This window comes from Amycolatopsis sp. NPDC051758 (genome assembly GCF_044453095.1).
Classification (GTDB): domain Bacteria; phylum Actinomycetota; class Actinomycetes; order Mycobacteriales; family Pseudonocardiaceae; genus Amycolatopsis.
The window spans coordinates 245,261-271,716 of the sequence record NZ_JBITCJ010000012.1 but is presented as its reverse complement, the minus strand read 5'-3'; the positions used below and the strand labels follow the sequence as shown (position 1 = coordinate 271,716).

Here is a 26,456-nt window from a genome sequence, read left to right as displayed (position 1 = left end):
CCGTCGCCCCGGGGTGCCGCCCCGGCAAGCAGCCGGGGCGGATACCTCCCCTTGGGGCAGTCTTGTCCGCCCCCTCGGCCCGTCAGCCGCCTTGCGACGCCAGCTTCTCGGCCGCATCGGCCAGATCTTCCGGCGTCGGCGCGTCGTCCTGTGTCAGCTTGCGCCGCCAGTAGCCACTGAACTCGATGTCACCCTTGCCGAAGCCGCGCTCACCCATCAGGTGACGGCGCAGCGCCCGCACCATCCCCGCCTCACCCGCGATCCACGCGGCTACCGAGCCGTCGCGGAACTTCGCCCCACGCACGGCCGCCAGCAGCTTCGCGCCGTGCTCGGCGCCGTCCCGGTGCAGCCACCGAATGTTGCCGGGCAGCGGCTGCTCCTCAGCGGCGTCCGGCACCTCCAGGAACACGACGGCATTGTCCACTTCGGACAGAAGCGTCGTGATGGCGGGCAGCGCGGTCTCGTCCCCGGCCAGCAGCACCGTGTCCGCTTTCGGCACCGGACGGCGGTAGGCGGCGTCCGGGCCGTAGCGGCCGAGGACGTCACCGGGAGCCGCTCGCCGGGCCCAGCTCGTGGCCGGGCCGTCGGAAGCCGCGTCGGAATGCAGCACGAAGTCGACGTCGATCGTCTCGCCGTCCCGGCCGCGCACCGTGTAGCTGCGCATCACCGGCCGCTCGTCTTCGGGGATCGCCAGGTACGCCTGGTACCAGCGCATGACGTCGTTGTCACCCGCGGGCAGCCGCACCGGGCGGCCCGCCGGCGGGAACAGGAGCTTGAGCTGCTGGTCGGGCCACGACTCCCACCCGCCGGCGCCGGTGAACGTGACCCGCACGGTGCGCGGGGTCGGCCGGCGCACTGCCGTCACTTCGAGCAGTCCGGTCGGGTTCACGGCTTCCCCAGGTATTCACGCAGGTGACGGGCCGTGAGTGTGCTCGCCTCGGAGACGAGCGCAGCCGGGGTCCCTTCGAACACCACGCGGCCGCCGTCGTGCCCGGCGCCGGGGCCGAGGTCGATCAGCCAGTCGGCGTGGGCCATCACGGCCTGGTGGTGCTCGATGACGATCACCGTGTTGCCCGCGTCGACGATCCGGTCGAGCAGCGCGAGGAGCTGGTCGACGTCGGCGAGGTGCAGGCCGGTGGTCGGCTCGTCGAGGATGTAGGTCGAGCCCTTCTCGGCCATCCGGATCGCCAGCTTGAGCCGCTGGCGCTCACCGCCGGACAGGGTGGTCAGCGGCTGCCCGAGCGTCAGGTAGCCGAGGCCGACGTCGGCGAGGCGGTCGAGCACCACCCGCGCGTTGCCGGTCGGGAAGAACTCGCGCGCCTCGGCGACCGACATCGCAAGCACCTCGCTGATGTTCTTGCCGCGCAGCTGGAACAGCAGCACCTTGGGGGTGAACCGCTTGCCCTCGCACTCTTCGCAGACCGACGCGACCCCGGCCATCATCGCCAGGTCGGTGTAGATGACGCCGAGGCCCTTGCAGTGCGGGCAGGCGCCTTCGGAGTTGGCGCTGAACAGGCTCGCCTTGACGCCGTTGGCCTTGGCGAAGGCCGTGCGGATCGGGTCGAGCAGGCCGGTGTAGGTCGCCGGGTTGGACCGCCGGGACCCGCGGATCGCCGACTGGTCCACCACCACGACATCGTCGCGGTGGGCCAGTGAGCCGTGGATCAGGGACGACTTCCCCGAGCCGGCCACGCCGGTGACGACGGTCAGCACGCCGAGCGGGACGTCGACGTCGACGTCACGCAGGTTGTGCAGCTTGGCGCCGGTGATCCGGACGTGCCCGGTCGGCTGCCGGATCTCGTCTCGCAGGGTGACCCGGTGGTCGAGGTGGCGGCCGGTGAGCGTGCCGGACGCGCGCAGGCCGTCGACGCTCCCGGTGTAACAGATCCGGCCGCCGGCATTGCCCGCCCCGGGACCGAGGTCGACAACGTGGTCGGCGATCCGGATGGTCTCCGGCTTGTGCTCGACGACCAGGATCGTGTTCCCCTTGTCCCGCAGGCAGAGCAGCAGGTTGTTCATCCGCTCGATGTCGTGCGGGTGCAGCCCGACGGTCGGCTCGTCGAAGACGTAGGTGACGTCGGTGAGGCTGGATCCCAGGTGCCGCACCATCTTCACGCGCTGCGCCTCGCCGCCCGAGAGCGTCGCGGATTCGCGGTCGAGCGAGAGGTAACCGAGGCCGATCTCGACCAGCGAGTCGAGCGTGTCGCGCAGGTTGCCCAGCAGCGGCCGGATCGACGGCGCTTCAAGACTCCGGACGAACTCGGCGAGGTCGCTGATCTGCATGGCCGCGCAGTCGGCGATGTTCTTCCCGTCGATCTTCGCCGACAGCGCGGCCTGGTTCAGCCGGTCGCCGTCGCACTCGCCGCAGGTCTTGAACGTCGCGGCCTTCTCGATGAACCCGCGGACGTGCGGCTGCAGCGAATCGGTGTCCTTCTGCAGGTAGAGCCGCTTGATCTTGACCGCGAGGCCTTCGTAGGTGAGGTTGCTGGTGCCGACCTTCACCTTGCACGGCCCCTTGTGCAGCAGGTCGTCGAGCTGCTCCGGCGTGAAGTCGCGGATCTTCGTGTCCGGGTCGAAGAACCCGGAGGCGACGTAGATCTGGACGTACCAGCTGTCGGGCGCCCAGCCGGGGACGATGACCGCGCCCTCATTGAGCGAGCGGTCGAAGTCGAGCAGCGCCGTGACGTCGAGGTCCGACACCCGGCCGAGGCCCTCGCAGGCCGGGCACATGCCTTCGGGCAGGTTGAAGCTGAACGCGCCCGACGTGCCGACGTACGGCTCGCCGAGCCGAGAGAAGGCGATCCGCAGCATCGCGTAGGCGTCGGTCGCGGTGCCGACCGTCGAGCGTGAGTTCGCGCCCATCCGCTCCTGGTCGACGACGATGGCCGCGCTGAGGTTCTCCAGCAGGTCGACGTCCGGCCGCGACAGGCTGGGCATGAACGACTGGAGGAAGGCGCTGTAGGTCTCGTTGATCAGCCGCTGCGACTCGGCCGCGATGGTGCCGAAGACCAGGGACGACTTGCCGGAGCCGGACACGCCCGTGAACACCGTGAGCCGGCGCTTCGGGATGTCCAGGTCGACGCCGGTCAGGTTGTTCTCCCGGGCCCCCCGGACCTCGATCACGTCGTGGGTGTCGGCGGCCCGCCTGGGTGAGGTCATACCGTCCTTCTTTGATACTTTAGGGCGTAAAGTGATTCTCGATCGTACAATACTTTAGGGTGTAAGGAGTCGGCAAGGTGGTCGTCTTCGCGGGTCAGGGCGACGCCCGCCGGTCCATGGAGCTGCTGTGGGGGCCGCGCGTGGTCGCGCCACGCACGGGGCCGGGGCCCAAACCGGGCCTGTCCGTCGAGGCGATCGTCGCGGCCGCGATCGACATCGCCGACGCCGAGGGCATGCCCGCGCTGTCGATGCGCTCGGTCGGCGAACGGCTCGGCCGGACGGCGATGGCGCTGTACACGTACGTGCCGGGCAAGACCGAACTGGTCGACCTCATGTACGACCGGACGCTGGGGGAGCTGCCGGCTTCGTACTCGGTCGCCGGGGGCTGGCGCCCGGCGGCGCTGGAGCTGGCCGGTGCGCTGTGGGACCTGCACCTGCGCCACCCGTGGCTGCTGCAGGTTTCCCCGGCGCGCCCGGTGCTCGGGCCGGGGGAGTTCCACGTCCAGGAGACGCTCCTGCGGGTCCTCTCCGAGACCGGCCTGCCGCTGCCGCGGGTCCGCTGGGTGGTGTCGGCGCTGTTCAACGTCGTCCGCGGCTCGGTCCAGACGGCGGCGGAGTCCCGGCAGGCCGCGCGCGAGACCGGACAGTCCGAAGAGGACTGGTGGGACGCCCGGTCGGCGCTGCTCGGCGAGCTGGTCCCCGACCTGACGGCCCGCTTCCCGACGGTGTCCCGGCTGGGTTCGGAGGGCGAGTACGACTCGTCGTCCGACGAGCCCTACCTGGAGCGCGAGGCCCGGCTGTCCTTCGAAGCGGGTCTGGAGCTGCTGCTGGACGGCGTCGAGACGGCGATCGTCAAGGCTTCCGGGCCTCGATGAGGAACCGTGCCGTGTGGGCGACGAACGGGCCGTCGCGGGTGATCTGCTCGTGCAGTTCGCGCAGCCTGTCCCGGTACTGCCCGACCGTGAACCCCGGGACCATCCAGATCACCTTGCGCAGGAAGTAGACCACCGCGCCGATGTCGGAGAACTCGGTGCGCAGCGACTCCGACCGCAGGTCGACGACCTCCAGGCCGGCTTTCGCAGCCTCCGAGACGGCCTGGTCGGGGTGCCGGCCGTTGCGCACCGACGGCGGCTGCGGGCCGAGGAAGTACTCGACCAGCTCGAACACGCTCGCCGGGCCGACCTGCTGGGAGAAGTACGAACCACCCGAGCGCAGGACGCGGGTGATCTCGGCCCACGCCGTTGTCACCGGGTGCCGGCTGGAGACGAGGTCGAACACGTCGTCGCCGAAGGGGATGTCCTCGGTGGCCACGACGACCACCCCGCGCGGCCGCAGCCGGGCCGACGCCTTGGCGACGTTCGGCGGCCACGACTCCGTGGCGGCCATCAGCGGCGGGAGGGAAGGGCAGCCGTCGAGGACCTCGCCGCCACCGGTCTCCAGGTCGAGCGCGGCGTGCACACCCGCGAGCCGTTCGCCCAGCAGCCGCTGATAACCCCAGGACGGCCGCTGTTCGGTGGCCCGGCCGTCGAGCCAGGAGAAGTCCCAGCCGTCGACGGACACCGCGTCGGCTTCGGCCACCAGCTCGTCGAACATGGCTCCGATGGTCACAGGGCCGGCGGCGGCCCGCCACCCGATTTCCGCACCGGCGGCGGTGGCACCGGCTTGGCGAGCGCGACGGTCTCGAAGGCGACGACCACCGGGCCGCGCCGGGTCTCCACCGTGCACGTGGTTTCGTCGCGAGCCACCAGGTCGCCGAGCGCGTCGGTGAACCCGCCTTCGATCCGGTAGCGGACGACCACCCGGGTGCCGAGCGGCAGCTCCCGAAGCAGCTTCACAGCCGCGCGCTCAGCTCGTCGTCCGACGGCTCGACCAGGAACGAGCCGTCCTCCCAGACGATGGTCGGGATCTTGCGCGCGCCGTCCTGCAGCTCGCGGACCCGGCGCTCGGCGGCCGCGTCGGCCTCGACGTCCACATAGGAATATTCGACGCCTTCGCGGTCGAGCAGGGCGCGGCTGCGCTTCACGTCCGGGCACCAGCTCGCGCCGTACACCGTCAGCTTCACGAAACAACCTCCGTCGCTAGCGAGGCGGCGGGCGCCGCCGGTTCCGGGTGCCCCAAGTGTGTCAGCCAGCCGCGGAACACCTGGTGCAGCGCCTCCGCGCCGATGACCTCGCCGAGGGGCGGGAACTCGCGCGGGTGCACGACGAAGCCGCGCTGCTGCGGGCCGCCGAGCCCGCCGTGCGAGCCCACGTGTGTCTCGAATGGCGACGCCTGGTCCGAGTCCGGGTCGTACCGGCTGTTGATCATCACGTCCGCGCAGTGCGGGTAGGTGTCGACCCGGCGGACCAGGTCCGCGGCGTGCGGGCCGTAGGGCAGCAGCGGATCTTCGCCGATGACAACACCGGTCGCGAGCCGGTGCAGCCCGTCGCGGCCCAGCACCACCGGCCCGAACTCGCGGCTGCGCACCAGCATGAACCCGACCCCGGGGTGGTCGACCAGCGACGGCAGCAGGTCGGGGAACTCACGCTCGATCGTCTCCAGCTCGACGCGGCCTTCGTGCTCGGTGAACGAGACCATCGCCGTGTGGCCGGACACGACCACCACCACACCCGGCGCCACCCGGGTGACCGCGCCGGGGGAGCCGGACGTCGTGCGCGGCCGGTCTTCGGCGCATTCCGCGTCCTCCACGCGGGCCCGCAGCCGGCGCGCGATCAGGCCACCGCTCTTCGTCGCCTCCGCCAGCGCCGCGTTGATCTGCCAGCTCTCGGCCTGCCGCCGCTTGCCGGCGGACGCCGAGGGCGAGCCACCGCACAGCCGGCCGACGTACGCCTCGATCGTCTCGCCGAACCGCTGTGAGAACGCCTGTCCCTGGGTCTGGCCGTGGTCCGACAGCGCGACGACGTGGTAGCGGCGCGGCGCCAGCCGGCTCGCCCGGTGCAGCCGCGCGATCTGCTGGTCGATCGAGCGCAGCACGGCGAGGGTGTCGAACCGCTCGATGCCGGAGTGGTGCGCGACCTCGTCGTAGCCGAGGAAGTCCGCGTACACGACCGGCCGCCCGGCCAGCATGTCACCGAGGATCGCCGACACGACGACGTCACGCGCGATCACCGTGGTGCCCGGCCGGGCCAGCGGGTACCAGCCGCCGCGCGGGACCCGCGGGACCACCCCGGCGCGGCGCTGGCGGACCGAGGCGTTGACCTCGCGGAAGACGTCGGCCAGCGCGACGGCGAACGTCCGCAGCGCGTTGACCGGGTTCGCGAAGTAGGCGTAGTAACCCGCGCCGAGGCGGTCGCGATGCCGGTGGCGCAGGCCCTTCGGCACCAGCACCGGGATCGAGCTCATGGTGAGGCTGACGTGGTCGGCGTCGCCGGAGAACAGGTTGCCGCGGCTCGCGCCGTCCCCGGAGAGCAGGCCGCGCCCGTCGGAGTGCCGCCGCTCGATCTCGGCCGCGTCGGTCGGGTGGGCGCACGCCATCACGTGGTCGCGGTCCTTTTCGTACCAGCGGAACCCGAGGATGTCGTGGTTGGAGCCGTGCAGGATGCCGCAGACGCTCGCGCCGGTCTGCGAGCTCCAGTCGGTCTGCCACGGCGTCAGCGTGTGGCTGTCTTCGGCGAGCCACGCGGCGAACGTCGGCATGTCGCCGTCGCGGATCGCGCGGCGGACGGTGTCGTACCCGAGGCCGTCGATCTGCAGGAACAGCACGCCGGGCGGCAATTCGCCCTGGCCGGGCGCGACGGCGTGGCAGCGCCGGCGGCGGTTGGCGCGGCGGAAGAAGATCTCGTCCTCGTCGATGGCGAGCAGGCTCGAGATCAGCGCGCCGACGGCGGCCATGCCGAGCGTGACGATCACCGCGGTCCGGAAGTCGGCCAGCTCGACCCCGGGCACGGTGTGGAACACGGCGAGCGTCCCGGCGCCGAGCAGCAGGAACCCGAAGAGGCCGAAGGTGAAGAACGCCAGCGGGTAGGCGATCCGCATGACCAGCGGCCAGCCGACGGCGGCGAGCAGCCCGAGCAGCAGCGCGCAGACCGTCGGCTGCCACCAGTGCGTCATCCGGAAGCCGGGCAGCAGCACGTCGAGCAGCCGCAGCGCGCCGGTCACCGCCACCCACACCAGCAGGACGCGGGCGACGACCCGGCCACCCCGCAGCAGCCGGCCCTTCGGCGCGGACGTCGTCAAGCCCGGTCTCCCGTCTTCTCTTTCGCTTCGGCCTTGGTGCGCCGCCACCGGGCGATCAGGTTGAGCAGCACGGTGACCAGCAGGACCAGCACCGTCGCCAGCACGGTCGCGATGATCGGTGAGTCGAAGATGCCCCCGCTGACGATGCCGAGCAAGCTGTACGCGACCGCCCAGAGCACACACGCGACAAGCGCGGCGGGCAGCAGGCGCCGCCACGGGTAGCTCAGCGCGGCCGCCGCCAGCAGCACCGGGATCCGGCCGGCCGGGACGAGCCGGCCGATCACGATGAGCTGCCAGCCTCGCCGGGCGAACTGGTCACGGGCCTTCTCGAGCCGTTCGGCGGGCTGACGGCGGCTGATCCAGCGGAAGGCGGCTTCGCTGCCCAGGCGCGGGATCCCGAACGTCACGACGTCACCGACGTACGCGCCGAGCGTGGCGAGGACGATCACCAGCGGCAGGGACAGGTGGTCGGTGGTGGTCGCGACGGCGGCCGCGGCGCCGACCACCGCGCCGGTGGGCACGATCGGGATGATCGAGCCGAGCAGCACCCCGCCGAACAGCGCCGGATACCCGATGGCGGCCGGGTCGGTCCAGTTCACGCGCGGTCCGTCTGCGCCGGGAGGACAACGTCGGCGCCGGGCTCGGTGAACAGCACTTCGGTGGCTCCTCCGGCAGCTTCGACTTCGGCGGCGAACACCCGCGGCGGATCGGCGAGCAGCCGTCGCATCCGCGCGGTGCGCTTCAGCCCGGGCAAGGCGAGCGTGCCCCAGTGGACCGGGACGGCCGCCCGGGCCTGCACCCGCTCAGCGGCCTTCGCGGCGCGGGCCGGGTCCAGGTGGCCGGGACCGAGGTTCGGGCCCCAGCCCCAGACGGGCAGCAGCGCGACGTCGACCGGGCCGAACGCCGCCATCCCGTCGAAGAGGTCGGTGTCGCCGGCGTTGTAGATCTTCTTGCCGTCGCTCTCGATGAGGTGCCCGAGGGCGGGACTCTGCGGCCCGTGGGTCAGCCGCGGCCCCCACCGGTGTCCGGAGTGGACGGCTTCGGTGGCGGTGACGGTGAGCCCGCCGTCGTTGAGCGTCTCCCCGGGCGCGATCTCCTCGACGGCTTTGAAGCCCTTCTTCGCCAGCCATCCGCCCGCCCCGCGCGGGACGACGATCCGGGTGTTCTTGCCGAGCAGCTTCAGCGACGGCAGGTGCAGGTGGTCCCCGTGCAGGTGCGAAAGGAGCACGAGGTTGACGTCGGCGTAGCTTTCCGGCGGCGGGAGGGCGACCACCCGGCTCAACCCACCCACACGCGCGGTGAGCACGGGATCGGTCAGCACAACCCGGCCACCGAGCTCGAGCCGGACGGTCGAATGGCCGAGGAAACGCAGGTTGAAGCCGCTCACGCTGTCGAGTATCGCCTCATGCCGGTGCAAATGCCCGGCGGAGTGGCACGAGCAACGCTGCTCAGTGACCCGCGGGCCGTGTCGACCCGTCAATCACGCGTGCCGGCATTCCGATCACGTCGGATCCTCCGCGACAAGCGCGCGAGCCTGGCGCGAAGGAACCAGCGTCCCCGGCGCCACCGCGCACGCAGGTCCGTGCGCAACGCCTGCTCCGCCGCCTCCGGCATGCCCGCCGCCCGTAGCACCCGCGCGATCTTGACCCGCTTCGGTGACCCCAGCACGTCACCCACCGGCCGGCAGCAGTGACGAGATCCGCAGTGACGAGGTCCCGATCCCCGTCGGCCCGAGGAAAGCCGTGGCCGCCGCCGGGTGGTAGTTGAGCTCCCGTTCCGTGTAGCGGCCGACGTTCTCGTGCCAGTTGACGATGCCCGCCATCCAGTTGCGGAACTCCTCGACGTACTCCAGCAACATCTCCTGCACGTCGGGCGCGATGGCGTAGTCGCGGAACAGGGCCGGCAGCTCGATCGCCGCCGCGTGCTTGAACTCCGCCAGGCGGGCCGACATCAGGTTGCCGACCACGCCGAACGCGCACTCCTCGGAACAGCCGAGGAAGTTCTGCACCACCAGGACGGCGTTGTGCAGCTCGCCTTCGTACTGGATCTCCTTGCGGTAGGAGAACAGGTCGTTCACAAAACAGCTGTAGTCGGTCGCCGCGTGCTCGATCGCCTGGACCGGCCGTGTGCGGTACAGCTCGGGCGGCACCGCGCGGCCGTGGGAGAAGCGCGAGAGGCTCATCGTGAGGTCGGAGCCGAACGTCCGCCGCCGCATCTCGACGTAGTCGATCGGGTCCGGGATGCGGTTCTGCGCCTGGTTGACCAGCTCCCACAGCCAGCTCGACGTCATCGTGTCGACGGCTTTCCGCACCGCGCGGCGGTTTTCCGGCGTCATCCCGGCGGTCGTGCGCGGCCAGACGTCGGCCAGCCCGGCCTCCAGTGCGTTCGCCGGCGTCGGCGTCGGTTCGCCGTCCACCGGCATGAACAGCGACAGCCGCTCGTTGCACGCCTTCGCCGCGGCCAGGTCGCGGGTCGCGCCGAACACGATCGGGTAGTAGTCGTCGGCGTAGGTGCCCCAGGTGAGCCAGTCGCTGGTGACGTCGAGCTGATCGGCGTCGGCGTCCGGGTGGATGCCGGCCGCGCACAACGGGAGGTCGGTGGCGCGCAGCTTCCGCTCGTCCCACACCACGCCGTCGAGGAAACCCAGCTGCCGCGCCCAGTCGACGTTGCGGACGCGGCACGCGTCCAGGTGCGGGCTCAGCCGCAGCGGGAACGGCAGCTCGATCGCCGGCCGCTCGACCTGCGCCGCGCGGAACGGCGTGCTCGAGTACGACCGCAGCCGCTGCGGCGCGGTGGCGAGCACCGAGGAGAAAATGCGTGCCGCGGACGTCCCGATGCCGGTCGCGCCGCCCAGCTCCGGGCCGCCGCGGCTGGCCAGCGCCCCTTCGTTCATGTAGCGGCTCGACCGCAGGTGCCACTCGTGCCCGCCGGATTGCCAGTCCTGCAGGCCCTTGACGTAGGCGAACGTCGCCGCGCGCGCGGCCGGGTCGACGGCGTGCTCGTCGAACAGCCCGGGCACCTCGGTGAGCGCGGTGTGCTCGAACTGGTGCAGCCGCGAGGTGATCAGGTCGTTGACGGCGTCGGCCGCCTGCTGCGTGGTCAGCCCGAGGAACTTCTCGAACACGAGGACGCCGTTGGACAGCTCACCCTCGTCCTGCACCTCCCGCTGGTAGGAGAACAGGTCGTTGCGCAGGTGGACGCCGTCGGCGAAGCAGTCGCGCAGGACCTCCATCGGCCGTGACGCGGCGATCCGATCCGGCACCTCGGCGTGCACCGAGTGCTCGACGAGGTTCGCCGACCACGGCGCGCCGCCGACCTTCCGGCGCATCTCGATGTATTCGATCGGGTTGGAGAGCCGGCCTTCGTTGATGTTGGCGAGCTCCCACAGCGACTCCTCCAGGAGCGCCTTCGTGCTCTCGATGAACCGGCGCCGCCAGCCGTCCGTGCGGTGCGGGACCGTCCGGTTCCACAGGTCGGTCAGGCCGGCCTCGACGGGGTTCTCCGGCGTCGCGGTGATCGCGCCGTCGGCGGGCATGAACAGGTTGAGCCGGTCGAGGTAGGTGCGCGCGCTGTCGATGTCGCCGGTGCGCTTGTACAGCTCGAGGAAGTGGTCGTCGAAGTAGAAGACCCAGACGTACCAGTCGGTGATGAGGTCGAGCTCTTCGGCGCCGGCGTCCGGGTGGGTGTAGGCGCAGAGCAGCGCGTAGTCGTGGGAGTCGAGGTCGTGCTCGTCCCAGATCACCGTGCCGTGCTGCGGCACGTCGATCATGTCCATCTCGTACGCCCACGCCTTGCTGTGCGTGCGAGCGCGCTCGAGATGCGGGTTCAGCCGCGCGGGGTAGGGCATGTAGAACTCGGGGAGGACGAACGGCTGCTGCTGCACGCGGCCCTGGCCTTTCCGTTGCGGCTTCCGACCCGTCAAAGCAACCAGCCGGCGCGGGGTCAGCCAAGGGGCGCAGCCGGGTTGCACACGAACGGGCCGGGCACGTCCCCCGGCCGGCCCAGCGGAGCTCACGACCCCGTGAGCGCGCGACGGCCGGGCGTCGCACGATGGGGGAAGGCATGGCGCCGGTCCGGCGTTCCCCCGTTATCAACGAAGGAGAGCTGATGGCCGACGAGACCCGAGTGGTCGACAACCCCGACGAAGCCCGTTACGAGATCTGGGCGGGCGAGAAACTGGCGGGCTCCGCGTACTACGACCTGCGCGGCGAGCTGACCGTGTTCACCCACACCGAGATCGACGACGCGTTCGGCGGCCAGGGCCTCGGCAAGGTGCTGGCCGCGGCCGCGCTGGACGACGTCGTCGCGAAGGGCCGGACGATCGTGCCGGTCTGCCCGTTCATCGCCGGGTACCTCAAGAAGCACCCGGACTACGAGGCCCACGTCCGCTGGCCGAAGGGCTGACTCGAGGAGCGGCCCGCCGCGCCGGACCGCAGTGAACGACTCTTTCACCGCGTCCGACGACATGAACGAGTCGTTCATGACGTCGGGGCCGGCGGAACCTCGGCAGATGCCTCCTCCCACCGAATCCCCGGCCACTCCGCCCGGGCACCGGGCTGGGGATTTGTTACGCCGAAAGCACCAGTGGCACTGACCCGTACGGGTCCAGTACGCGAGTTATGTCCGGATCTGCTGGTTATTAACCAACCTTCGTCGGTGTTGCGTTGGTTGCTCGGCAACGAAAGTGACCGGCGCAGGCTTCGTACCGGCAAACTGGAGGAAGTTGATGACTCCCCGGAAGACCGCTCTCAAGACCTTCGCCGTCTTGTCGGCCGCCGCGCTGACGACCGGCGTGTGCGCGTCCGCCGCCACTGCGTCCCCACAGGCCTTCGCCGACGTGCAGGCCGCCGCGGTCAGCAACGCCACGCAGGTCGCGAACTCCCTCGGTGCTGCTTCCGGTGGCATCTACCTGGAGAACGGCAAGGCCGTGGTGAACGTCGTCGACGACGCGGCCGTCGAGAAGGTGCAGGCCGCCGGCCTCACCGCGAAGAAGGTCAAGCACACCTTCGCCGCGCTCACCGGCGTCAAGAACCAGCTGGACTCGGTGAAGAACGTGCCGCAGACCGCCTGGGGCATCGACACCAAGACCAACCAGGTCGTGGTCAAGATCTACGACTCGGCCAGCAAGGAGACCGCCGACAAGGTCGCCGCCGCGGCCGCGCAGCACGGCGACAGCGTCCGGGTCGAGCACCGCACCGGCAAGCTCGAGCTGCACATCGCCGACGGTGACGCGATCCAGAACAGCCAGGGCCGCTGCTCGCTCGGCTTCAACGTGACGCGCGGCGGGGAGCCCTTCCTGCTCACCGCGGGCCACTGCACCAACCTCGGCGGCACCTGGTCCGGCGGCGACGTCTCCGGTGCCGAGGTCGTCGAGAGCGACTGCCCCGACGCCGACTCCGGCCTGCTGACCCGCCCGAACGGCACCGGCCCGGGCGAGATCAACACCGGCCAGGCGATCACCAGCGCCGCGGAGCCGACCGTCGGTGAGCAGATCGAGAAGCAGGGCTCGACCACCGGTGGCGGCAGCGGCGAGGTCACCTCGGTCGACGAGTCGGTCAACTTCGACGTCGGCGTCCTGAACCACGAGTTCGGCACCACCGCGCACACCGACCACGGTGACTCGGGTGGCCCGGCCTACGACGGTTCGAAGGGCCTCGGCACGCTGTCCGGCGGCGACACCGTGACCAGCTACTTCTACCCGCTCACCCTGGAGCTGCAGGCTTACGGCCTCGAGCTCGCCTGAAAATAAAGACCCGCGAGGGCTCCTTCACACGCGTCGAGGGCGCGTGAAGGAGCCCTCGCTGCTGTTCAGAGGCGCTTCGCGCGGTAGACGGCGTCGGTGTGGTGGCCCTCGCCGCGCGTCTCGCACGTCTCGACGATCCACTCCCAGGCGTCGCCGAGGAAGTTCGTGATCTCCTCCGGCTCGAAGAACAGCTCCTCCGGCGGCTTCTGGCCGTCGAACTCCCGCATGGCCTTCGGCGAGTGCCCGACGACCAGCAGCGACCCGCCGGGCCGGACGGCCGCCGCGGCCGCGGTGAAGACGTCGCGGCGGAGGTCCGGCGGCAGGTGCATGTACTGCGCGGAGATCAGGTCGTACTGCTCCTCCGGCTGCCACTTCAGGATGTCGCGGTGCAGCCAGCGGACCTCCACGCCCGCTTCCTTCCCGGCTTCCTCGGCGCGGGCGAGCGCGAGGGTCGAGATGTCGGCGCCGTCGACCGTCCAGCCCTGCTGGGCCAGCCAGATCGCGTCGCCACCCTCGCCGCAGCCGAGGTCGAGCGCGCGCCCGGGTTTCAGCCCGGTGACCTCGGAGCTGAGGTTGCGGTTGACGTTCCCGCTCCAGATCCGGTGCTCGTCGCGCTGGTAGAGCGCTTCCCAGAACTCCTGCTTGAGCATGTTTTCGACGGTCATCGGCTCGTCGTGCGTGTGGGACATGGCTCCTCCTCGGTGACGTCCCCAGCATGCGGAGAACGTCACCGAAGAGGCAAATCGTGTTGCCGATCCGGCAACTCAGGCCGTGCCGTACACCTGCATTTCGTACAGCGAGTAGCCGTACGACGTTCCGCGCGTGACGCCGTTCATCCGCACGTAGCGGCCGCTGCCGGCCAGGCCGGTGAGGTCGTCGGTGGCGCCGTTGCCGGTCGTCGTGCTGTAGATCGTCGTCCAGCTCGTGCCGTCGGCCGAGGTCTGGATGCTGTACCCCTTCCCGTACGCGGCTTCCCAGCTCAGCTTGACGTGCGAGATCGACTTCGACGCGCCGAGGTCGACCCGCAGCCACTCGGCGGCGCTGCCCTCCTTGGACGCCCAGCGCGTGCTGGTCAGGTTGCCATCGACGGCCGCGCTCGCCGGGTAGGACGACGATTCCGTCGACGACGCCGTTGCGGTTTTGCCCTGCGACAGCAGCGTTTCCGTGCCACCGCCGCCGGTGACGGTGACGCCGAGCGACGCCGTCTTCGTGCCGCCCGTGATGGTGACCGTCGCCGAGCCGGGGGCGGCGTTCGCGGCGGCGGCGACCGTGACGGCCGAGGTGCCGCCGGCCGGCACCGACGCCGGGGAGAAGGACACGGTGACGCCCCCGGGAGCGCCGCTCGCGGACAGCGTGACGGCGTCCGTGGAAGTGACGGTGGCCGTCGCCGCGCCACCCGGTGCGACCGACACCGCAGACGGCGTCACACTCAGGCTCGAAGGGCTGCCGGCCGCGGTGAACGTCCAGCGGGCCTGGGTGCCGGAGCAGCTGCCCGCGGTGAGCGTCGTGCCCGAGGCGCGGAAGCACTTCTTGCTCGTCTGGATGTCGGAAATGGTGCCGTCGGGGTTGATCGACCACTGCTGGGCCGGCCCGCCGGTGCAGGTCTGCAGCACGATCGAGCTGCCGGAGATGCCCGCGCACTTGTTGTTGATCACCAGGAACGCGCCGTGGAAGGTGAAGCGCTGGGCGTCACCGGTGGTGCAGGCGGCCACCTTCAGCGTGGTCCCGCTGCTCGGGGCTTCGAGGCAGGTGCCGGTGGAGTTGTTGCGGTACTGGCCGACCGTGGTGTTCGGCTGTGCGCCGCCCCAGCATTCCCCGGTGCTGGTGTTGAAGATCGGCGTGGCGTCGTAAGGCTCGTTCGACGGCGGGTCGACGACCACCGGCTCCATGACCGGTGTGCTGTCGGCGTTGTAGTGCGTGAGCGCGTCTTCGCAGTCGATCGCGTCGAAGGCGCTGCCGCCCTTGCCGCCGAGCCAGAGGTCGATGTGCCGCAGGCCGGGGCCGCCGTTCGGGCCCTCGCTGTTCCAGTCGTCGGAACACTCGTCGCAGCCGTCTTCCATGATGAAGTACTTCTTCACCCGTGGCACCCACACCTTGGTGCCGGGTGCGAGTTCGTCGCTGCTGGTGGCGAAGGTGATCGGGTCGGCGTAGCTGCCCTTGCCGCCCGCGGTGTCGTGGATCCGCGGGTAGGCGATGTCGCCGCCCGGCGGGGTGTTGTCCCACCAGCCGTAGAAGGTGAGGAAGGTCTGCTGCGTGGTCGCCGCGCTCGCCGTGCCGCCGGCGAGCGCTGCGGTCAGGGCGAGGAACAGGGTCACGACGAGCACGAGCGCGCGCCGGGTCATGCTGCCTCCGGGAAGGAGTGGGGACGATGACTGCGGCGTCCCTTCAGGTTCGCCGGACGGCGCCTCGGCGTCAAGACTTGTTCGTAAAGTTTCCTAACTAACTGGGCGAATGTCCCGGCAGCCGGGAAAGTGGTCCCGCCCAGGGCTTTCCTCGGTCAGGATGACGGGTATGAGCGAACAGCGGGAAATCGTGGTCACCGGGGGCGGCACCGGTATCGGGCTGGCGGTCGCCGCCCGGTTCGCGGCGGCGGGTGAGCGGGTCACCGTCACCGGGCGTCGCAAGGACGTGCTCGAAGCCGCGGCGGAAAAGATCGGCGCGCGGGCGGTGGCCTTCGACGCGAGTGACCCGGCGGCGGTGCGGGCCGCGCTGGCCGAACTGCCCGGGCGGGTGGACGTCCTGATCAACAACGCCGGCGGCAACACCGACCGGGTCCGCGAGGCGCCCGCGCCCGGTGACCTGCAGGGGCTCGCGGACGCGTGGCACGCGAACTTCGACGCGAACGTCCTTTCGGCCGTCCTCGTGACAGCCGCGCTGAAGCCGCGCTTCGCGGACAACGTGCGCGTCGTGACTCTCGGTTCTGTAGCGGCGAAGCAGGGCTCCGGCTCGTACGGCGCGGCGAAAGCGGCAATCGAGGCGTGGAACACCGACCTCGCGCGGCAGCTGGGCCCGGCCGGGGGCAGCGCCAACGTCGTGGCGCCGGGCGTGGTCCTCGACACGGAGTTCTTCCACGGCACGCTCACCGAAGAATGGCTCAGCTCCCGGATTTCGGTGGCGTTCAACCAGCGGGCCGGCACGCCGGACGAGGTCGCGGAAACCGTCACGTTCCTGGCCTCGCCGGGCGCGGGCCACGTCACCGGACAGGTGGTGCACGTGAACGGCGGCGCTTACGGGGCCCGCTAGGCCATCCGGGTCGGAAGTGGGTCGAACGTCCCACGACGGCCCCGGTTCTCTCCATGGTGGAAGTGTCCGAACCACCGGCAGAGAGGTGTGATCCGCCGTGACGGCGACATCCGAAACCCCGGCCCTCCCGACGGCACGACCGGCCGGATGCCCGTTCGACCCGCCCGAAAACTACGCCGCCCTGCGGGAAACCGCGCCGACGTCGCAGGTGCGCTGCCCGGCCGGCATGGACGCCTGGCTGGTGACGCGCTACAGCGACGTCCGCGCGGTGCTCGCCGACCGCACGATGAGCTCGCGCGGCGCGTCTTCGGTGCACGTCAACCCGAACGCCGACCTCGACGAGGAGGTCAGCCCGGGCTCGATCATCCAGCTCGACGGTCGTGCGCATTCGCGCATCCGCAAGATGGTGATCGCGGAGTTCACCGTGCGGCGCGTGGAAGCGATGCGCGCCTACGTCCAGGGGCTCGTCGAGAGCCACCTCGACACGATGCTCGCCCGGCCCGGCCGGGCGGATCTGGTGCAGGACTTCGCCTTGCCGATCCCGTCACTGGTGATCTGCGAGCTGCTCGGCGTCCCGTACGCCGATCGCGAGCGGTTCCAGCACCAGAGCACGGCGCTGGTCAGCACCGACACCACCCGCGAAGAAGGACAGCAGGCGTACGACGAGCTTTCCGGCTTTCTGGCGGACTTGTTCACCGAGAAGCAGCGGAATCCGCAGGACGACCTGTTCAGCAGGCTGATTTCCCGCGGTGCGGCCACCGGTGACCCGCTCACCATGGAGGAGCTCGTGGTGCTCGGGCTCAGTCTCCTGGTGGCCGGGCACGAGACGACGGCCAACATGATCGCGCTCAGCACACTCGTGCTGCTGGAGCACCCTTCGCAGCGTGACGTCGTGCTGGCGTCGCCGGAGCGGGCGGTCGAGGAGCTGCTGCGGTACCTGTCGGTGGTGCAGTTCGGCGTGCTGCGCTACGCCACCGAAGACGTCCAGGTGGGATCGCGCGCGGTGAAGGCGGGGGAGTGGCTGGTCGCCGCGCTGAACTCGGCCAACCGCGACGAGGAGCTGTTCCCGGGCGGGGACAAGCTCGACTTCCACCGCGAGTCGCCGCGCACGCACGTCGCCTTCGGGTTCGGCGCGCACCAGTGCATCGGCCAGCAGTTGGCACGCGTCGAGCTGCAGGAGGCGCTGATCCGGCTGTTCCGCCGGGTGCCGGACCTGCGGCTGGCCGTGCCGCGGGAGTCGTTGGTGTACAAGCACAACACGCTGGTGTACGGCGTCCGGGAGCTGCCGGTCGCCTGGGGCTGAAAAATCAGCGGTGTTTTGGCGGCGAGCGGGCTACCGTGGCCGTCAACGCGCTGATGGAGCCGAGTAACCCCGGGAGCGCACGGGTCCAGAGAGCCGCCGGCAGCTGGGAAGGCGGTCCCGTGTCCCGGGGTGAAGACCCTCCGGAGTGCGGGGAGGAACGGCGCCCGCGCGCCCCATGCCCCGCCGGCCGGCCCCCGTCACCGGGCCACGACGAGGCCGCCTCCGGGCGGTGAAAGTGTGGTGGCACCGCGATCTCCCTTATCGCCCGCACTCCCGAGGGGTCCGTGTTGGGAGGGTGATGAGTTCTCGAGTTCTGGCCGCCGACCTGCTGAAGCACGTCGGCGCCCGCGTCCGCGTCGCCGGGTGGGTGCACCGCCGCCGCCGGCTGAAATCGGTCACGTTCGTCGTGGTCCGCGACCGTTCCGGGTTTTCGCAGGTGGTGCTGCGCTCGGGCGAAGCGCCGCCCGAGGAGACCGTGGTGGAGGTGCACGCGACCGTGACGGCCAACCCGCGCGCACCCGGCGGTGTCGAGCTGACCGAGCCGGTGGTGGAAACGGTCTCGGAACCGGCGTTGCCACCGCCGTTCGACCTCTACCGGCCGGCGGTCACGGCGGCACTGCCGACGATCCTCGACCACGCTTCGGTGGCGCTGCGGCATCCTGCGCTGAAGGCGCGCTTCGCGCTGTCGGCGGCCGCCGTGCGCGGCTTCCGGTCCACTTTGGACGCCCTGGGGTTCACCGAGACGCACACGCCGAAGATCGTGGCGTCGGCGACGGAGTCGGGCGCGAACGTCTTCGGCATCGACTACTTCGGCCGCCCGGCCTACCTCGCGCAGTCACCGCAGTTCTACAAGCAGGCGCTGGTCGGCGTGTTCGAGCGGGTCTACGAGGTCGGCCCGGTTTTCCGCGCCGAGCCGCACGACACCGCGCGGCACCTCGCGCAGTACACCAGCCTGGACGCCGAGCTGGGGTTCATCCGGGACCACCACGACGTCATGGCGGTGCTGCGGGAGGTGCTCGCGGGCATGGCCGAGGCGGTTTCGCCGTTCGACGTCCAGGTCCCTGAGGTGCCGGCGCGGATCCCGGAGATCCATTTCGCTGACGCTTTGAAGCTTGTCGGCGCTCCGGCGGACGAGCCGGACCTGGCGCCCGCGCACGAACGGGCGCTGTCGGAGTGGGCGCGGCGCGAGCACGGCTCGGAGTTCCTGTTCGTCACCGGTTATCCGATGGCGAAGCGGCCGTTCTACACCCACCCGGACCCGGCCCGCCCGGAGTACTCGAACAGCTTCGACCTGCTCTTCCGCGGGCTGGAGCTGGTGACCGGTGGCCAGCGGCTGCACCGGCACGAGGACTACCTCGCCGTGCTCGGCGCTGCTGCCGCGGAGTACCGCGACTACCTGGCGGCGTTCGCGCACGGCATGCCACCCCACGGCGGTTTTGCGATCGGCCTGGAACGCTGGACGGCGCGGCTGCTCGGCGTCGCCAACGTCCGGGAGGTCACGCTGTTCCCGCGCGACCTGCACCGGCTCACCCCCTGAGTCACCCCTGAGTCACCCCTGAGGAGCGGACCATGACAGCACGCCGGCTCTGGGCGGCGGTCGAGCCGTTGCACGCAGTCGTCTACTTCGCGCCCGAAACGGCGTCGGCGGCGAAAGCGGTGGGCCTGCGCGGCTACTGGATGGGCTACTTCGCGGGCCGCCTGGCGCCACTGGGCCCGGTCGGCCCGGCGCCGGCGACGTCGATGTTGTTCGGCTTCGCCCCGGCGATGGTGGCGCGGGCCTTGCCGGACGCGTGGTCGTTCGCCGGTCCTGCGGACGTCCTCCAGACTCGGCTCGACGCGGTCGAAGCCGCTTTGAGCCGAGCCTTGGGGCCGTCCGACGACCATGAGGAGCTGGCCTCGCTGCTCTCCCGGGCAGCGGACGCGTGCCGTTTTGACGGCCGTCCGCTGGCGGCGGGCTGGGCGGCGGTCCCCCGGCCGTCGAGTGCGCTCGGCCGCCTGTGGCTGGCGGCGACGGTGCTGCGCGAGCACCGCGGCGACGGCCACGTCCTGGCGGCGGCCCACGCGGGGCTCGGCGGCCTGGAGACAACACTGACCCACATCGGCGACGGTGTGCTCGGCCGCGGTGACGTCCAGCCGCACCGAGGTTGGTCCGACGAAGACTGGGACACGGCGGTCTCGCGGTTGCGCGGCCGCGGTGTCCTGGATCCCGACGGCCGGTTGACGCCTTCCGGAACCGAGCTGCGCCGCCGCGTCGAAGCGGACACGGATCGGCTGGCGTCAGCCCCGGTCGAAGCCCTGGGCGACGATCTGGATCGGGTCCTGGAGCTGGCGGTCCCGCTCAGCCGGGCGGTGATCGACGCCGGTGTGATCCCGGTGCCGAACCCGATGGGCGTGCCGCGCCCTTGACGTCACCCGGGCCGGCGGGCAGCCCCAGCCCGCCGGCCCGGGTCCCCGGGTTCCCCCGAGGTCACTCGTCCCCGCCGCGCCGCCGCAGCAGGTCGTACTGGCAGCTCAGCTCGTGCGCCTGGTCCTCGTACTCACGCTTCGCCGTGAGGAAAGGACGTACGCAGTCGCTGTAGTGGCGCAGGTCGTCCTGCTCCAGCGAGCCGTCGCGGAACGCCGTCCAGAACACCAGCGTCGCCGAGACGACCATGACCAGCGCGACCAGCACCGCCATCAGCACGGCCAGGTCGTTCATCCCGGACAGCACACCCTCGGTGTAGACGCGGACGAACATCACCACGCCCATCAGCCCGACCAGCAGCCCGACCGTGACCAGGCTGAGCTTCGAGCCGAGGGACAGCTTCGCCCAGTCCAGCTGCCGCTTGGCGTTCTTGTGCTGGCGCTGGTTGTGGCCCAGGTGGTGCAGCGCGGTCGCCGCGCCACCGGTGGCCAGCACCGAGATGACGATGCTGATGGCCAGCGGCAGCCCCAGCGGGTCGCTCCAGTCGACGTTGAACACGGAACTGGCCAGCCACAGCATGATCGGCAGGTCGACCACGGTCACCGTGAGCAGCGTGAGCACCCGCGTCAGCCTGCCCACGCGCCGGTGGCGCAGGCTCCCGCGGATCTGCTCGAGCTCGATGAGCCGGTCGATCAGCTCGGCGCGGGCCTGCGCCTCGCCGACGGTCAGGTTCTGGCCGTGCGGGCCCACCACGTGGCCGTCCATCGCGCGGGCGGCGCGATAGGTCAGCTCCTGGACCCGGGCCTGCAGCAGGTCACCCGCCGGGGTCTCGACGCGGCGGCGCGGCTGCGGCAAGGGGAGGTTGCGTGTTTCGTCGATGCTGGTCATGACTTGCCTCCTGGTCTGGCTACGAGCTCGGGCCGGGGCCCTGGTACGTGATCTCCACCCGCCTCATCCGGGCCGCCGCCGCTTCGTCGAACCGCCCGCCGGTCACCGCGGTGACCCCGGGCTGGGTGCCGGTGCCGGTGGCGTCGACCCGCTGGGTCAACCCGGCCTCGGTGAGCGCGCCGGCGACGGCACGCGCTCGCTGTTCCGCCAGTTCCCGCCGCCCCGCGTCGGTCGACCCCGGTGGATCGGCCGCGAAGCCGCGGACGGTGACCGGCGCGTTGCCGCGACCGGCCGTGATGCTGCCCGCGAGCGACCGCAGCAGGTCGCGGGCAGATTCGGAGAGCACCGCGGAGTCCCCGGCGAAGCCGAGCGCGGCATCCGAAACCGTGGTGGTGACCTCGCCCCGCGGGCCGGTCACCGAGGTGACTCCGGGCACCGGCACAACCGGCGTCGTCACGGTCGCCCGCGACGGCTCGGCCGGCACCCGGCTCTGGTCGACGTCACACGCCGCGGCGCCGGCGGCCCGGCAGATCGCCTGCCAGTACGCGGCCAGCCGGTCGCGGGCCGGCGCCGGCAGCGGCGGCTGGACGCCGGCCACCGAGCCGAGCCCGGCGAAGAGCACGTGCCAGCCGTCCAGCCGCGGCAGCTGCCCCGCGGCGGCCAGCTGCGCCGCGATGGCGGCGGGGTCGGCCGCCCAGCCGACCTGGCGCAGGTCGAACGCACCGGCGGTGCTGAGGCCGCTGCTGTCGACCACCAGCGTCCCGGCAGGCACACCGCGGACGGCGTCGGAGATGCCGGCGAGCAGGTCCAGCCCGGTCTTGCCCGCGGCGGTGGCGCTGATGGTGTCCGCGGCGCTCGTGACGTTCCGATCGATCAGCGACGGCCGCGAAAGACCGTGTTCCAGCGAACCATCGGCCCGCCGCGGCGTGAGCACGACCGACCGCCGATCTCCGCCGTCCGCGGCCGACACCAGCACAACACTGCTCTTGCCCGAGCCCTGCTGGGAGACGTTCCCGCTGTTCGCGGCGTCGCGCAGCACAGTCCGGACGGCGTCGGTGACGGCCGGGCGGGGCTCGTTCGCCGTCCCGCTGACGACCACGACGACCCGGTCACCACCGCTGGGCGTCACGGCCCGCGCCGGCAGTGCACAGCCGCTCAGCACGGCGCCGAAAACGATCACTCCGGCAAATGCCGCCCGAGTGACACGCGTGGCCTGCGATGTCGCGCTCCGCAGGTCCGGGCGGGTGTTCGACGGCCGGACTCCCCATGCCGACCAGGTGTTCAAAGGCTGCATGACGACCTCCCGAGGGTCCATGAGCACCTTCAGCGTGGCATTTGCCTAGTAACGATGTCAATTGACAATGCGATGACATCGGTAAGGATTCTGCTGGTCGAAGCGATTAAGCCGCCCTTCGTTCGACACGCGGTCTCCAAACGCGGCACCCAAACGCGCCGAATGGAGTAACTTCCCGAGGTGCCGTGGCGCAAGTGCCATCCGGAGAAGGGCAAGTGACAGGCGAAGGGTAGGCTAGGACGATGGCGAGGTACGACGCCAACGTCGAGGGCGTCCGGAGCGTCTTCCTCAAGCTGAGGACGCGCAGCGGGCTGACTGTCGAGCGCCTCGACGCGACCGAGGTCGACGTCCGGCTGCTGGCCGAACTGCCCGTCGTCCGCCGGCGCGTCCGCGAGACCGGCGAGCCCGAGGGCGAGGCGATCGTCCACGTCGTGACCGCCGCCGTCGCCGCGCTCGACCCCACCGACCTGCTGATCGCGGACGCCGCGCTGGCGCTCGGTGTCCTCCGCGAGCGCGTGGGCTCGGCTGCGGAGTTCGGGGGGCTGTACGCGGACGACCTGGGGGAGCGCCGCCGCGCGTTGGCCGAAGGCTGGGTCGCGCTGCACGGGCTGCTCGGTGCCACGAGCGACTACCCGGCGCCGACGGTCCGCAGCCTGCGCGGCTCGATCGAGACCCGGACGCTGGGCGTGCTGGCCGACCGCTGCGTCCACGACGTCGAGCCGGTCGAAGTTCCCGCGGGGGAGACCGTCGGCACGGTCGTGGTGGTCGGCGGTGCGACGACCGACCACGTCGTCGTCGCCGACGGGTGGCCCGACGTCGGCAACGCGGTCCAGGCCCAGTCGTTCGACGTGAACCCGGGCGGGAAGGGGCTCAACCTGGCGGTGGCCAGCCGCCGGCTCGGGCTCGAGGCCCTGCTCGTGGCCGCGGTCGGTGGTGACGCCCAGGCCCGGGACCTGGTCGAGTACCTGCGGGGTGAGGGGTTGTCCACCCAGCTGGTCAAGGAGACCCCCGGCGCCGCCAACCCGCAGGCGCTGGTGCTGGTCGACCCGACGGGGCAGGCCCGGTACCTCGGCTGGATGAACGAACTCGAAGTCTCTCTGTCCAGAGAGGACCTTCAAGCGCCGGGCGTGCGGGCCGCGATGGCCTCGGCGGACGCGGTGCTCGTCACGCTCGAACCCCCGATGGAAACGATCAAGTGGGCGCTTTCGGTCGCGGCCAAGCAACCGAAGAAACCCTTGGTGCTGCTGCAGGCTTCGCCGTCCCGCGAAGCGCCCCAGCAGCTCTACCGGCTCCTGCGCGGGGTGGACTACGTGGTGGGCCGCGAAGGCGAGCTGCGCGCGCTGCTGTCCGATCCGGACAGTCCGCGCAACGTCGACGAGCTGGCCCGCTCCCTGCTTGCGCTGGGGGTGGGTGCGGTCTGTGTTGTGGAAAGTTTCGGATGTAGGATCCGCTCGAGCGCGATCTCCCAAGACATCGAGGGCCCGCCGGTCCCGCTCGACGACGCACCAGGCGTTCGCGAAGCCTTCTCCGCGGCGCTGATCCAAAAACTCATTCAAGAGGGTACCGGCCGGAGTCGTGAGCAGGCCCTGAATTGGGCGATCGCGGCGATGGCAGCGAACCCGACGCTCGACGAGATCGCCGGCTCCATGCCCGTTCTCGACGAGGTCGAGCGCACCCTCGAGACCGACGAGAGCCTGGAGAACCCGTGACCGGATCAGTGGTCCACGACTTGGAGGCGAGCGGCCGGGGGTTCCGCGCGGTCGTCCTGGCGGACGGCACCGAGCGGATGAACCCGCCGAGCGCGGCGGTCTACGGCGAGCCCGCCGACGGTTGTCTCGTCCGGATCCACTCCCGCTGCCTGTACGGCGAGGTGTTCGAGTCCACGAACTGCGACTGCCGCTGGCAGCTGCGGCAGTCGCTGCGCATCATCCGCCGGCGCGGCGGCGTGCTGGTGTACCTGGACCAGGAGGGCCGCGGCGCGGGTCTGCTGGCGAAGGCGGAGGGGTACCGGCTCTCGCAGGAGCAGGGGCTGGACACCTTCGCGAGCTACTCGGCCCTGGGATACAAGGCGGACAGCCGGTCCTATGCGGACGCTGCTGCGTTGTTGAAGCAGCTCGGGCTGTCCGCGGTCCAGTTGCTGACGAACAACCCCGCCAAGGTGTCCGCCCTCGAGGTGGCCGGGATCAAGGCCGAGATGCGCCAGCTGGTCCAGCGGAAGCCGAGCAACGAGACGCTGAAGTACCTGACCGCCAAGGAGACGTACGGGCACGCGATCCTGTCGGGTGAGCGTCCGGCCTGAGCTGTCGATTCCGCCGGGTCCCGTTCGACGCACGGGTGAAGGAACCCGGACATCGGAGGACGCATGACGCTGCTCGAAGGCAAGAACGCGATCATCTACGGGGGAGCCGGCCGGATCGGCACGGCTGTGGCCACGGCGTTTGCCGAGGAAGGCGCGAAGGTCTTCCTCGCCGGCCGCACCCGCGCCCGGCTGGAGGAGGTCGCCTCGCGGATCCGAGCCGCGGGCGGCTCGGCCGAGACGGCGGAGGTCGACGCCCTCGACGAGCGCGCGGTCGACGAGCACGCCGACGCGGTCGCCGCCCAAGGCGGGGTCGACATCTCGTTCAACCTCATCGCCCACGGCGACGTCCAGGGGACGCCGTTGGTCGACATGTCGCTCGCGGACTACGAACGCCCGGTGCTGACGGCCGTCCGCACCCAGTTCCTGACCGCCCGCGCGGCGGCCCGGCACATGGTGAAGGAGGGGGCCGGGGTGATCCTCCTGTTCGGCGGTGACGGCGAGCCGATGCGCGAGTTCGCCGTCGGCGGGCTGCAGGTGGCGTTCCACGCACTGGAGGCGATGCGCCGCCAGCTCGCCGCCGAGCTCGGCCCGCGCGGGATCCGCACGGTGACGCTCCGGACGGGCGGCATCCCGGAGGCGCTCCCGGCCGACTTCCCGGGCCGACGGGCGATCGAGGAGAACATCGCGGGCAAGACGATGCTCGGCCGCGCGGCCACCCTGGCCGACGTGGGCGCGGTGGCAGCGTTCGTGGCCTCGGACCGCGCCCGCACCATGACGGCGTCCACGGTCAACGTGAGCTGCGGAGCCCTGGTCGACTAGCGCCGGGCTTCGCCGCCGGTCGGCGGTTTGCTGTCGACGTCACTTTCGCGCGGTGATTTGCTGAATCGTCCACTGGTTGCCGTCGGGGTCGGCGAAGTGCACAAAACCCACGTTGTTCAGGTCGGCCTCGCCGTCCCAGGTGCCCATTCCGTAAACCTGGACTTCGCTGACCTCGACACCCCGCTCGGTGAGTATCGCGTGGGCCTTGGGCAGGTCGTTGACCACCAGCTGGAGTCCCTTGAGCGAGCCCGGCGGCATCTCCGGCACCGCGCCGCGGCCGAACACCACCGAGCAGCCTGATCCCGGCGGGGTCAGCTGGACGATCCGGACGCCCTCGACCGGCGCCGTGTCGTGGTCGAGGGTGAATCCGAGCTGGTCGGCGTAGAAGGCTTTTGCGCGGTCCACATCGGACACCGGCACCACGACCACTTCGAGCGTCCAGTCCATCGTGCGTCCTTCCGTCGACCGGCTCGGCGGACCACACGCTACCCGCGCCCGACGTGTTCGCGCACCGCTCGTCAGTCCTCCGCGATCAGCCGCCGGACCGCGTCCACCACGAGGGCCCGCCGCTGGTCGCGGGGGATCGTGGTGCGGACGCCGAGCTCCGAATTGGTCGTCGTCCACGCGGTCGAGACCGACTGGATCAGCACCAGCAGCTCCATGGGTGAGTAGTGCTTGGACAGTCTCCCTTCGTCCTGTGCTCGTTTCAGGTCGTGCAGCCGGATCTCGTTGGCCAGCACGATTTCGGTCACCCACTTGCCTTCGGGGCGCTCCAGCCGGTGCCACACCGCCAGCCGCAGCGCGTCCGGCCGCTCTTCGTACCGGTCGAAGAGCTTGCCGGCGTAACCCGGCAGGTCGTCGGCGTCGAGCGGGACGTCGATGACGAACCGGCCCACCGACTCGCCGAACACCGCGTCGAACAGCTGGTCCTTGCTGCCGAAGTAGCTGTAGATCATCGCCTTGTTGCACTCGGCGGCCGCCGCGATCCGGTCGACGCGGGCGCCCGCGATGCCCCGTTCCGCGAACTCCTCGGTGGCGGCGGCCAGCAAGCGCCGCTTCGTCTCCGCCGCGTCTCTCATGTCTGCCACCCTATCAACCAACTGGTTAGTTGACAAACTTGCTCGGCCG

At 70.9% G+C, this 26,456-nt stretch carries 25 protein-coding genes; 10 read left to right on the top strand and 15 right to left on the bottom strand.

Annotated elements, in window-relative coordinates; all coding sequences use genetic code 11:
* Nucleotides 1–82: 82 nt before the first annotated feature.
* Together ACIA5G_RS42925 and ACIA5G_RS42920 are read right to left on the bottom strand one after the other, a co-directional pair.
* Nucleotides 83–889: a siderophore-interacting protein gene (locus ACIA5G_RS42925; RefSeq protein ID WP_395934200.1), complete on the bottom strand. Its 807-nt coding sequence runs from the start codon at nucleotides 887–889 to the stop codon at nucleotides 83–85.
* Nucleotides 886–3,159 (bottom strand): ATP-binding cassette domain-containing protein, encoded by a 2,274-nt coding sequence (locus tag ACIA5G_RS42920; protein ID WP_395934198.1) that lies wholly within the window; start codon nucleotides 3,157–3,159, stop codon nucleotides 886–888. The genes ACIA5G_RS42925 and ACIA5G_RS42920 overlap by 4 nt, the downstream gene beginning before the upstream one ends.
* Before the next feature lie 77 nt (nucleotides 3,160–3,236).
* Here ACIA5G_RS42920 and ACIA5G_RS42915 point away from each other — a divergent pair, with 77 nt between their 5' ends.
* On the top strand, nucleotides 3,237–4,034 hold the full coding sequence (locus ACIA5G_RS42915) for a TetR/AcrR family transcriptional regulator C-terminal domain-containing protein (protein WP_395934196.1): 798 nt from the start codon (nucleotides 3,237–3,239) through the stop codon (nucleotides 4,032–4,034).
* Here ACIA5G_RS42915 and ACIA5G_RS42910 read toward each other — a convergent pair.
* The 7 genes from ACIA5G_RS42910 to ACIA5G_RS42880 form a co-directional block, all read right to left on the bottom strand.
* Nucleotides 4,012–4,752 (bottom strand): methyltransferase domain-containing protein, encoded by a 741-nt coding sequence (locus ACIA5G_RS42910; protein WP_395934194.1) that lies wholly within the window; start codon nucleotides 4,750–4,752, stop codon nucleotides 4,012–4,014. The two genes, ACIA5G_RS42915 and ACIA5G_RS42910, sit on opposite strands and share 23 nt — an antisense overlap.
* Nucleotides 4,753–4,763: 11 nt before the next feature.
* A complete protein-coding gene (locus ACIA5G_RS42905; protein ID WP_395934192.1) occupies nucleotides 4,764–4,994 on the bottom strand; it encodes a ferrous iron transport protein A in 231 nt (76 codons plus the stop codon).
* The gene (locus tag ACIA5G_RS42900; RefSeq protein WP_395934190.1) at nucleotides 4,991–5,221 is read right to left on the bottom strand and encodes a glutaredoxin domain-containing protein; all 231 of its coding nucleotides are present in this window, start codon (nucleotides 5,219–5,221) and stop codon (nucleotides 4,991–4,993) included. The genes ACIA5G_RS42905 and ACIA5G_RS42900 overlap by 4 nt, the downstream gene beginning before the upstream one ends.
* Nucleotides 5,218–7,335, bottom strand: a complete 2,118-nt coding sequence (locus ACIA5G_RS42895) for a phage holin family protein (protein ID WP_395934188.1) — start codon at nucleotides 7,333–7,335, stop codon at nucleotides 5,218–5,220. Before ACIA5G_RS42895 ends, ACIA5G_RS42900 begins: the two co-directional genes overlap by 4 nt.
* The gene (locus ACIA5G_RS42890; RefSeq protein WP_395934186.1) at nucleotides 7,332–7,934 is read right to left on the bottom strand and encodes a DedA family protein; all 603 of its coding nucleotides are present in this window, start codon (nucleotides 7,932–7,934) and stop codon (nucleotides 7,332–7,334) included. The genes ACIA5G_RS42895 and ACIA5G_RS42890 overlap by 4 nt, the downstream gene beginning before the upstream one ends.
* Nucleotides 7,931–8,722, bottom strand: a complete 792-nt coding sequence (locus tag ACIA5G_RS42885; protein WP_395934184.1) for an MBL fold metallo-hydrolase — start codon at nucleotides 8,720–8,722, stop codon at nucleotides 7,931–7,933. The genes ACIA5G_RS42890 and ACIA5G_RS42885 overlap by 4 nt, the downstream gene beginning before the upstream one ends.
* 282 nt (nucleotides 8,723–9,004) lie before the next feature.
* A complete protein-coding gene (locus tag ACIA5G_RS42880) occupies nucleotides 9,005–11,182 on the bottom strand; it encodes a germacradienol/geosmin synthase (RefSeq protein ID WP_395934436.1) in 2,178 nt (725 codons plus the stop codon).
* Between the two features lie 260 nt (nucleotides 11,183–11,442).
* Between ACIA5G_RS42880 and ACIA5G_RS42875 the strand changes: the two genes are divergently transcribed.
* Together ACIA5G_RS42875 and ACIA5G_RS42870 are read left to right on the top strand one after the other, a co-directional pair.
* The gene (locus tag ACIA5G_RS42875) at nucleotides 11,443–11,739 is read left to right on the top strand and encodes a GNAT family N-acetyltransferase (RefSeq protein ID WP_395934182.1); all 297 of its coding nucleotides are present in this window, start codon (nucleotides 11,443–11,445) and stop codon (nucleotides 11,737–11,739) included.
* Between the two features lie 322 nt (nucleotides 11,740–12,061).
* On the top strand, nucleotides 12,062–13,078 hold the full coding sequence (locus tag ACIA5G_RS42870) for a S1 family peptidase (protein ID WP_395934180.1): 1,017 nt from the start codon (nucleotides 12,062–12,064) through the stop codon (nucleotides 13,076–13,078).
* A 65-nt stretch (nucleotides 13,079–13,143) separates the two neighbouring features.
* Here ACIA5G_RS42870 and ACIA5G_RS42865 read toward each other — a convergent pair whose 3' ends face one another.
* Entirely contained in the window at nucleotides 13,144–13,767 is a 624-nt protein-coding gene (locus tag ACIA5G_RS42865) for an SAM-dependent methyltransferase (protein ID WP_395934178.1), read from the bottom strand.
* A gap of 75 nt (nucleotides 13,768–13,842) precedes the next feature.
* On the bottom strand, nucleotides 13,843–15,420 hold the full coding sequence (locus ACIA5G_RS42860) for a discoidin domain-containing protein (protein WP_395934176.1): 1,578 nt from the start codon (nucleotides 15,418–15,420) through the stop codon (nucleotides 13,843–13,845).
* A gap of 169 nt (nucleotides 15,421–15,589) precedes the next feature.
* Here ACIA5G_RS42860 and ACIA5G_RS42855 point away from each other — a divergent pair, with 169 nt between their 5' ends.
* The 4 genes from ACIA5G_RS42855 (at nucleotide 15,590) to ACIA5G_RS42840 (ending at nucleotide 20,030) form a co-directional block, all read left to right on the top strand.
* Nucleotides 15,590–16,321, top strand: a complete 732-nt coding sequence (locus tag ACIA5G_RS42855; RefSeq protein ID WP_395934174.1) for an SDR family oxidoreductase — start codon at nucleotides 15,590–15,592, stop codon at nucleotides 16,319–16,321.
* A gap of 97 nt (nucleotides 16,322–16,418) precedes the next feature.
* Nucleotides 16,419–17,624, top strand: a complete 1,206-nt coding sequence (locus tag ACIA5G_RS42850) for a cytochrome P450 (protein WP_395934172.1) — start codon at nucleotides 16,419–16,421, stop codon at nucleotides 17,622–17,624.
* A 298-nt stretch (nucleotides 17,625–17,922) separates the two neighbouring features.
* Complete coding sequence (gene aspS, locus ACIA5G_RS42845; RefSeq protein WP_395934170.1) at nucleotides 17,923–19,161, top strand: aspartate--tRNA(Asn) ligase; 1,239 nt, start codon at nucleotides 17,923–17,925, stop codon at nucleotides 19,159–19,161.
* Nucleotides 19,162–19,193: 32 nt separating this feature from the next.
* Nucleotides 19,194–20,030: a hypothetical protein gene (locus ACIA5G_RS42840; RefSeq protein ID WP_395934168.1), complete on the top strand. Its 837-nt coding sequence runs from the start codon at nucleotides 19,194–19,196 to the stop codon at nucleotides 20,028–20,030.
* 61 nt (nucleotides 20,031–20,091) lie between these two features.
* On the opposite strand, the gene ACIA5G_RS42835 is transcribed toward ACIA5G_RS42840, so the two are convergent.
* Entirely contained in the window at nucleotides 20,092–20,916 is an 825-nt protein-coding gene (locus tag ACIA5G_RS42835) for a hypothetical protein (protein ID WP_395934166.1), read from the bottom strand.
* 19 nt (nucleotides 20,917–20,935) lie between these two features.
* Nucleotides 20,936–22,096 (bottom strand): OmpA family protein, encoded by a 1,161-nt coding sequence (locus tag ACIA5G_RS42830; protein ID WP_395934164.1) that lies wholly within the window; start codon nucleotides 22,094–22,096, stop codon nucleotides 20,936–20,938.
* A gap of 356 nt (nucleotides 22,097–22,452) precedes the next feature.
* Here ACIA5G_RS42830 and ACIA5G_RS42825 point away from each other — a divergent pair, with 356 nt between their 5' ends.
* The 3 genes from ACIA5G_RS42825 to ACIA5G_RS42815 all read left to right on the top strand — a co-directional run bounded on the left by ACIA5G_RS42825 (nucleotide 22,453) and on the right by ACIA5G_RS42815 (nucleotide 25,328).
* The gene (locus tag ACIA5G_RS42825) at nucleotides 22,453–23,919 is read left to right on the top strand and encodes a PfkB family carbohydrate kinase (RefSeq protein WP_395934162.1); all 1,467 of its coding nucleotides are present in this window, start codon (nucleotides 22,453–22,455) and stop codon (nucleotides 23,917–23,919) included.
* Entirely contained in the window at nucleotides 23,916–24,509 is a 594-nt protein-coding gene (locus tag ACIA5G_RS42820; protein WP_395934160.1) for a GTP cyclohydrolase II, read from the top strand. Before ACIA5G_RS42825 ends, ACIA5G_RS42820 begins: the two co-directional genes overlap by 4 nt.
* A 63-nt stretch (nucleotides 24,510–24,572) precedes the next feature.
* Complete coding sequence (locus ACIA5G_RS42815) at nucleotides 24,573–25,328, top strand: SDR family NAD(P)-dependent oxidoreductase (RefSeq protein WP_395934158.1); 756 nt, start codon at nucleotides 24,573–24,575, stop codon at nucleotides 25,326–25,328.
* 39 nt (nucleotides 25,329–25,367) lie between these two features.
* Here ACIA5G_RS42815 and ACIA5G_RS42810 read toward each other — a convergent pair whose 3' ends face one another.
* Together ACIA5G_RS42810 and ACIA5G_RS42805 are read right to left on the bottom strand one after the other, a co-directional pair.
* A complete protein-coding gene (locus ACIA5G_RS42810) occupies nucleotides 25,368–25,775 on the bottom strand; it encodes a VOC family protein (protein ID WP_395934156.1) in 408 nt (135 codons plus the stop codon).
* 71 nt (nucleotides 25,776–25,846) lie between these two features.
* Nucleotides 25,847–26,407 carry a TetR/AcrR family transcriptional regulator gene (locus ACIA5G_RS42805; protein ID WP_395934154.1) on the bottom strand — a complete coding sequence of 187 codons (561 nt, stop codon included), beginning with the start codon at nucleotides 26,405–26,407 and terminating at the stop codon, nucleotides 25,847–25,849.
* Nucleotides 26,408–26,456: the final 49 nt, after the last annotated feature.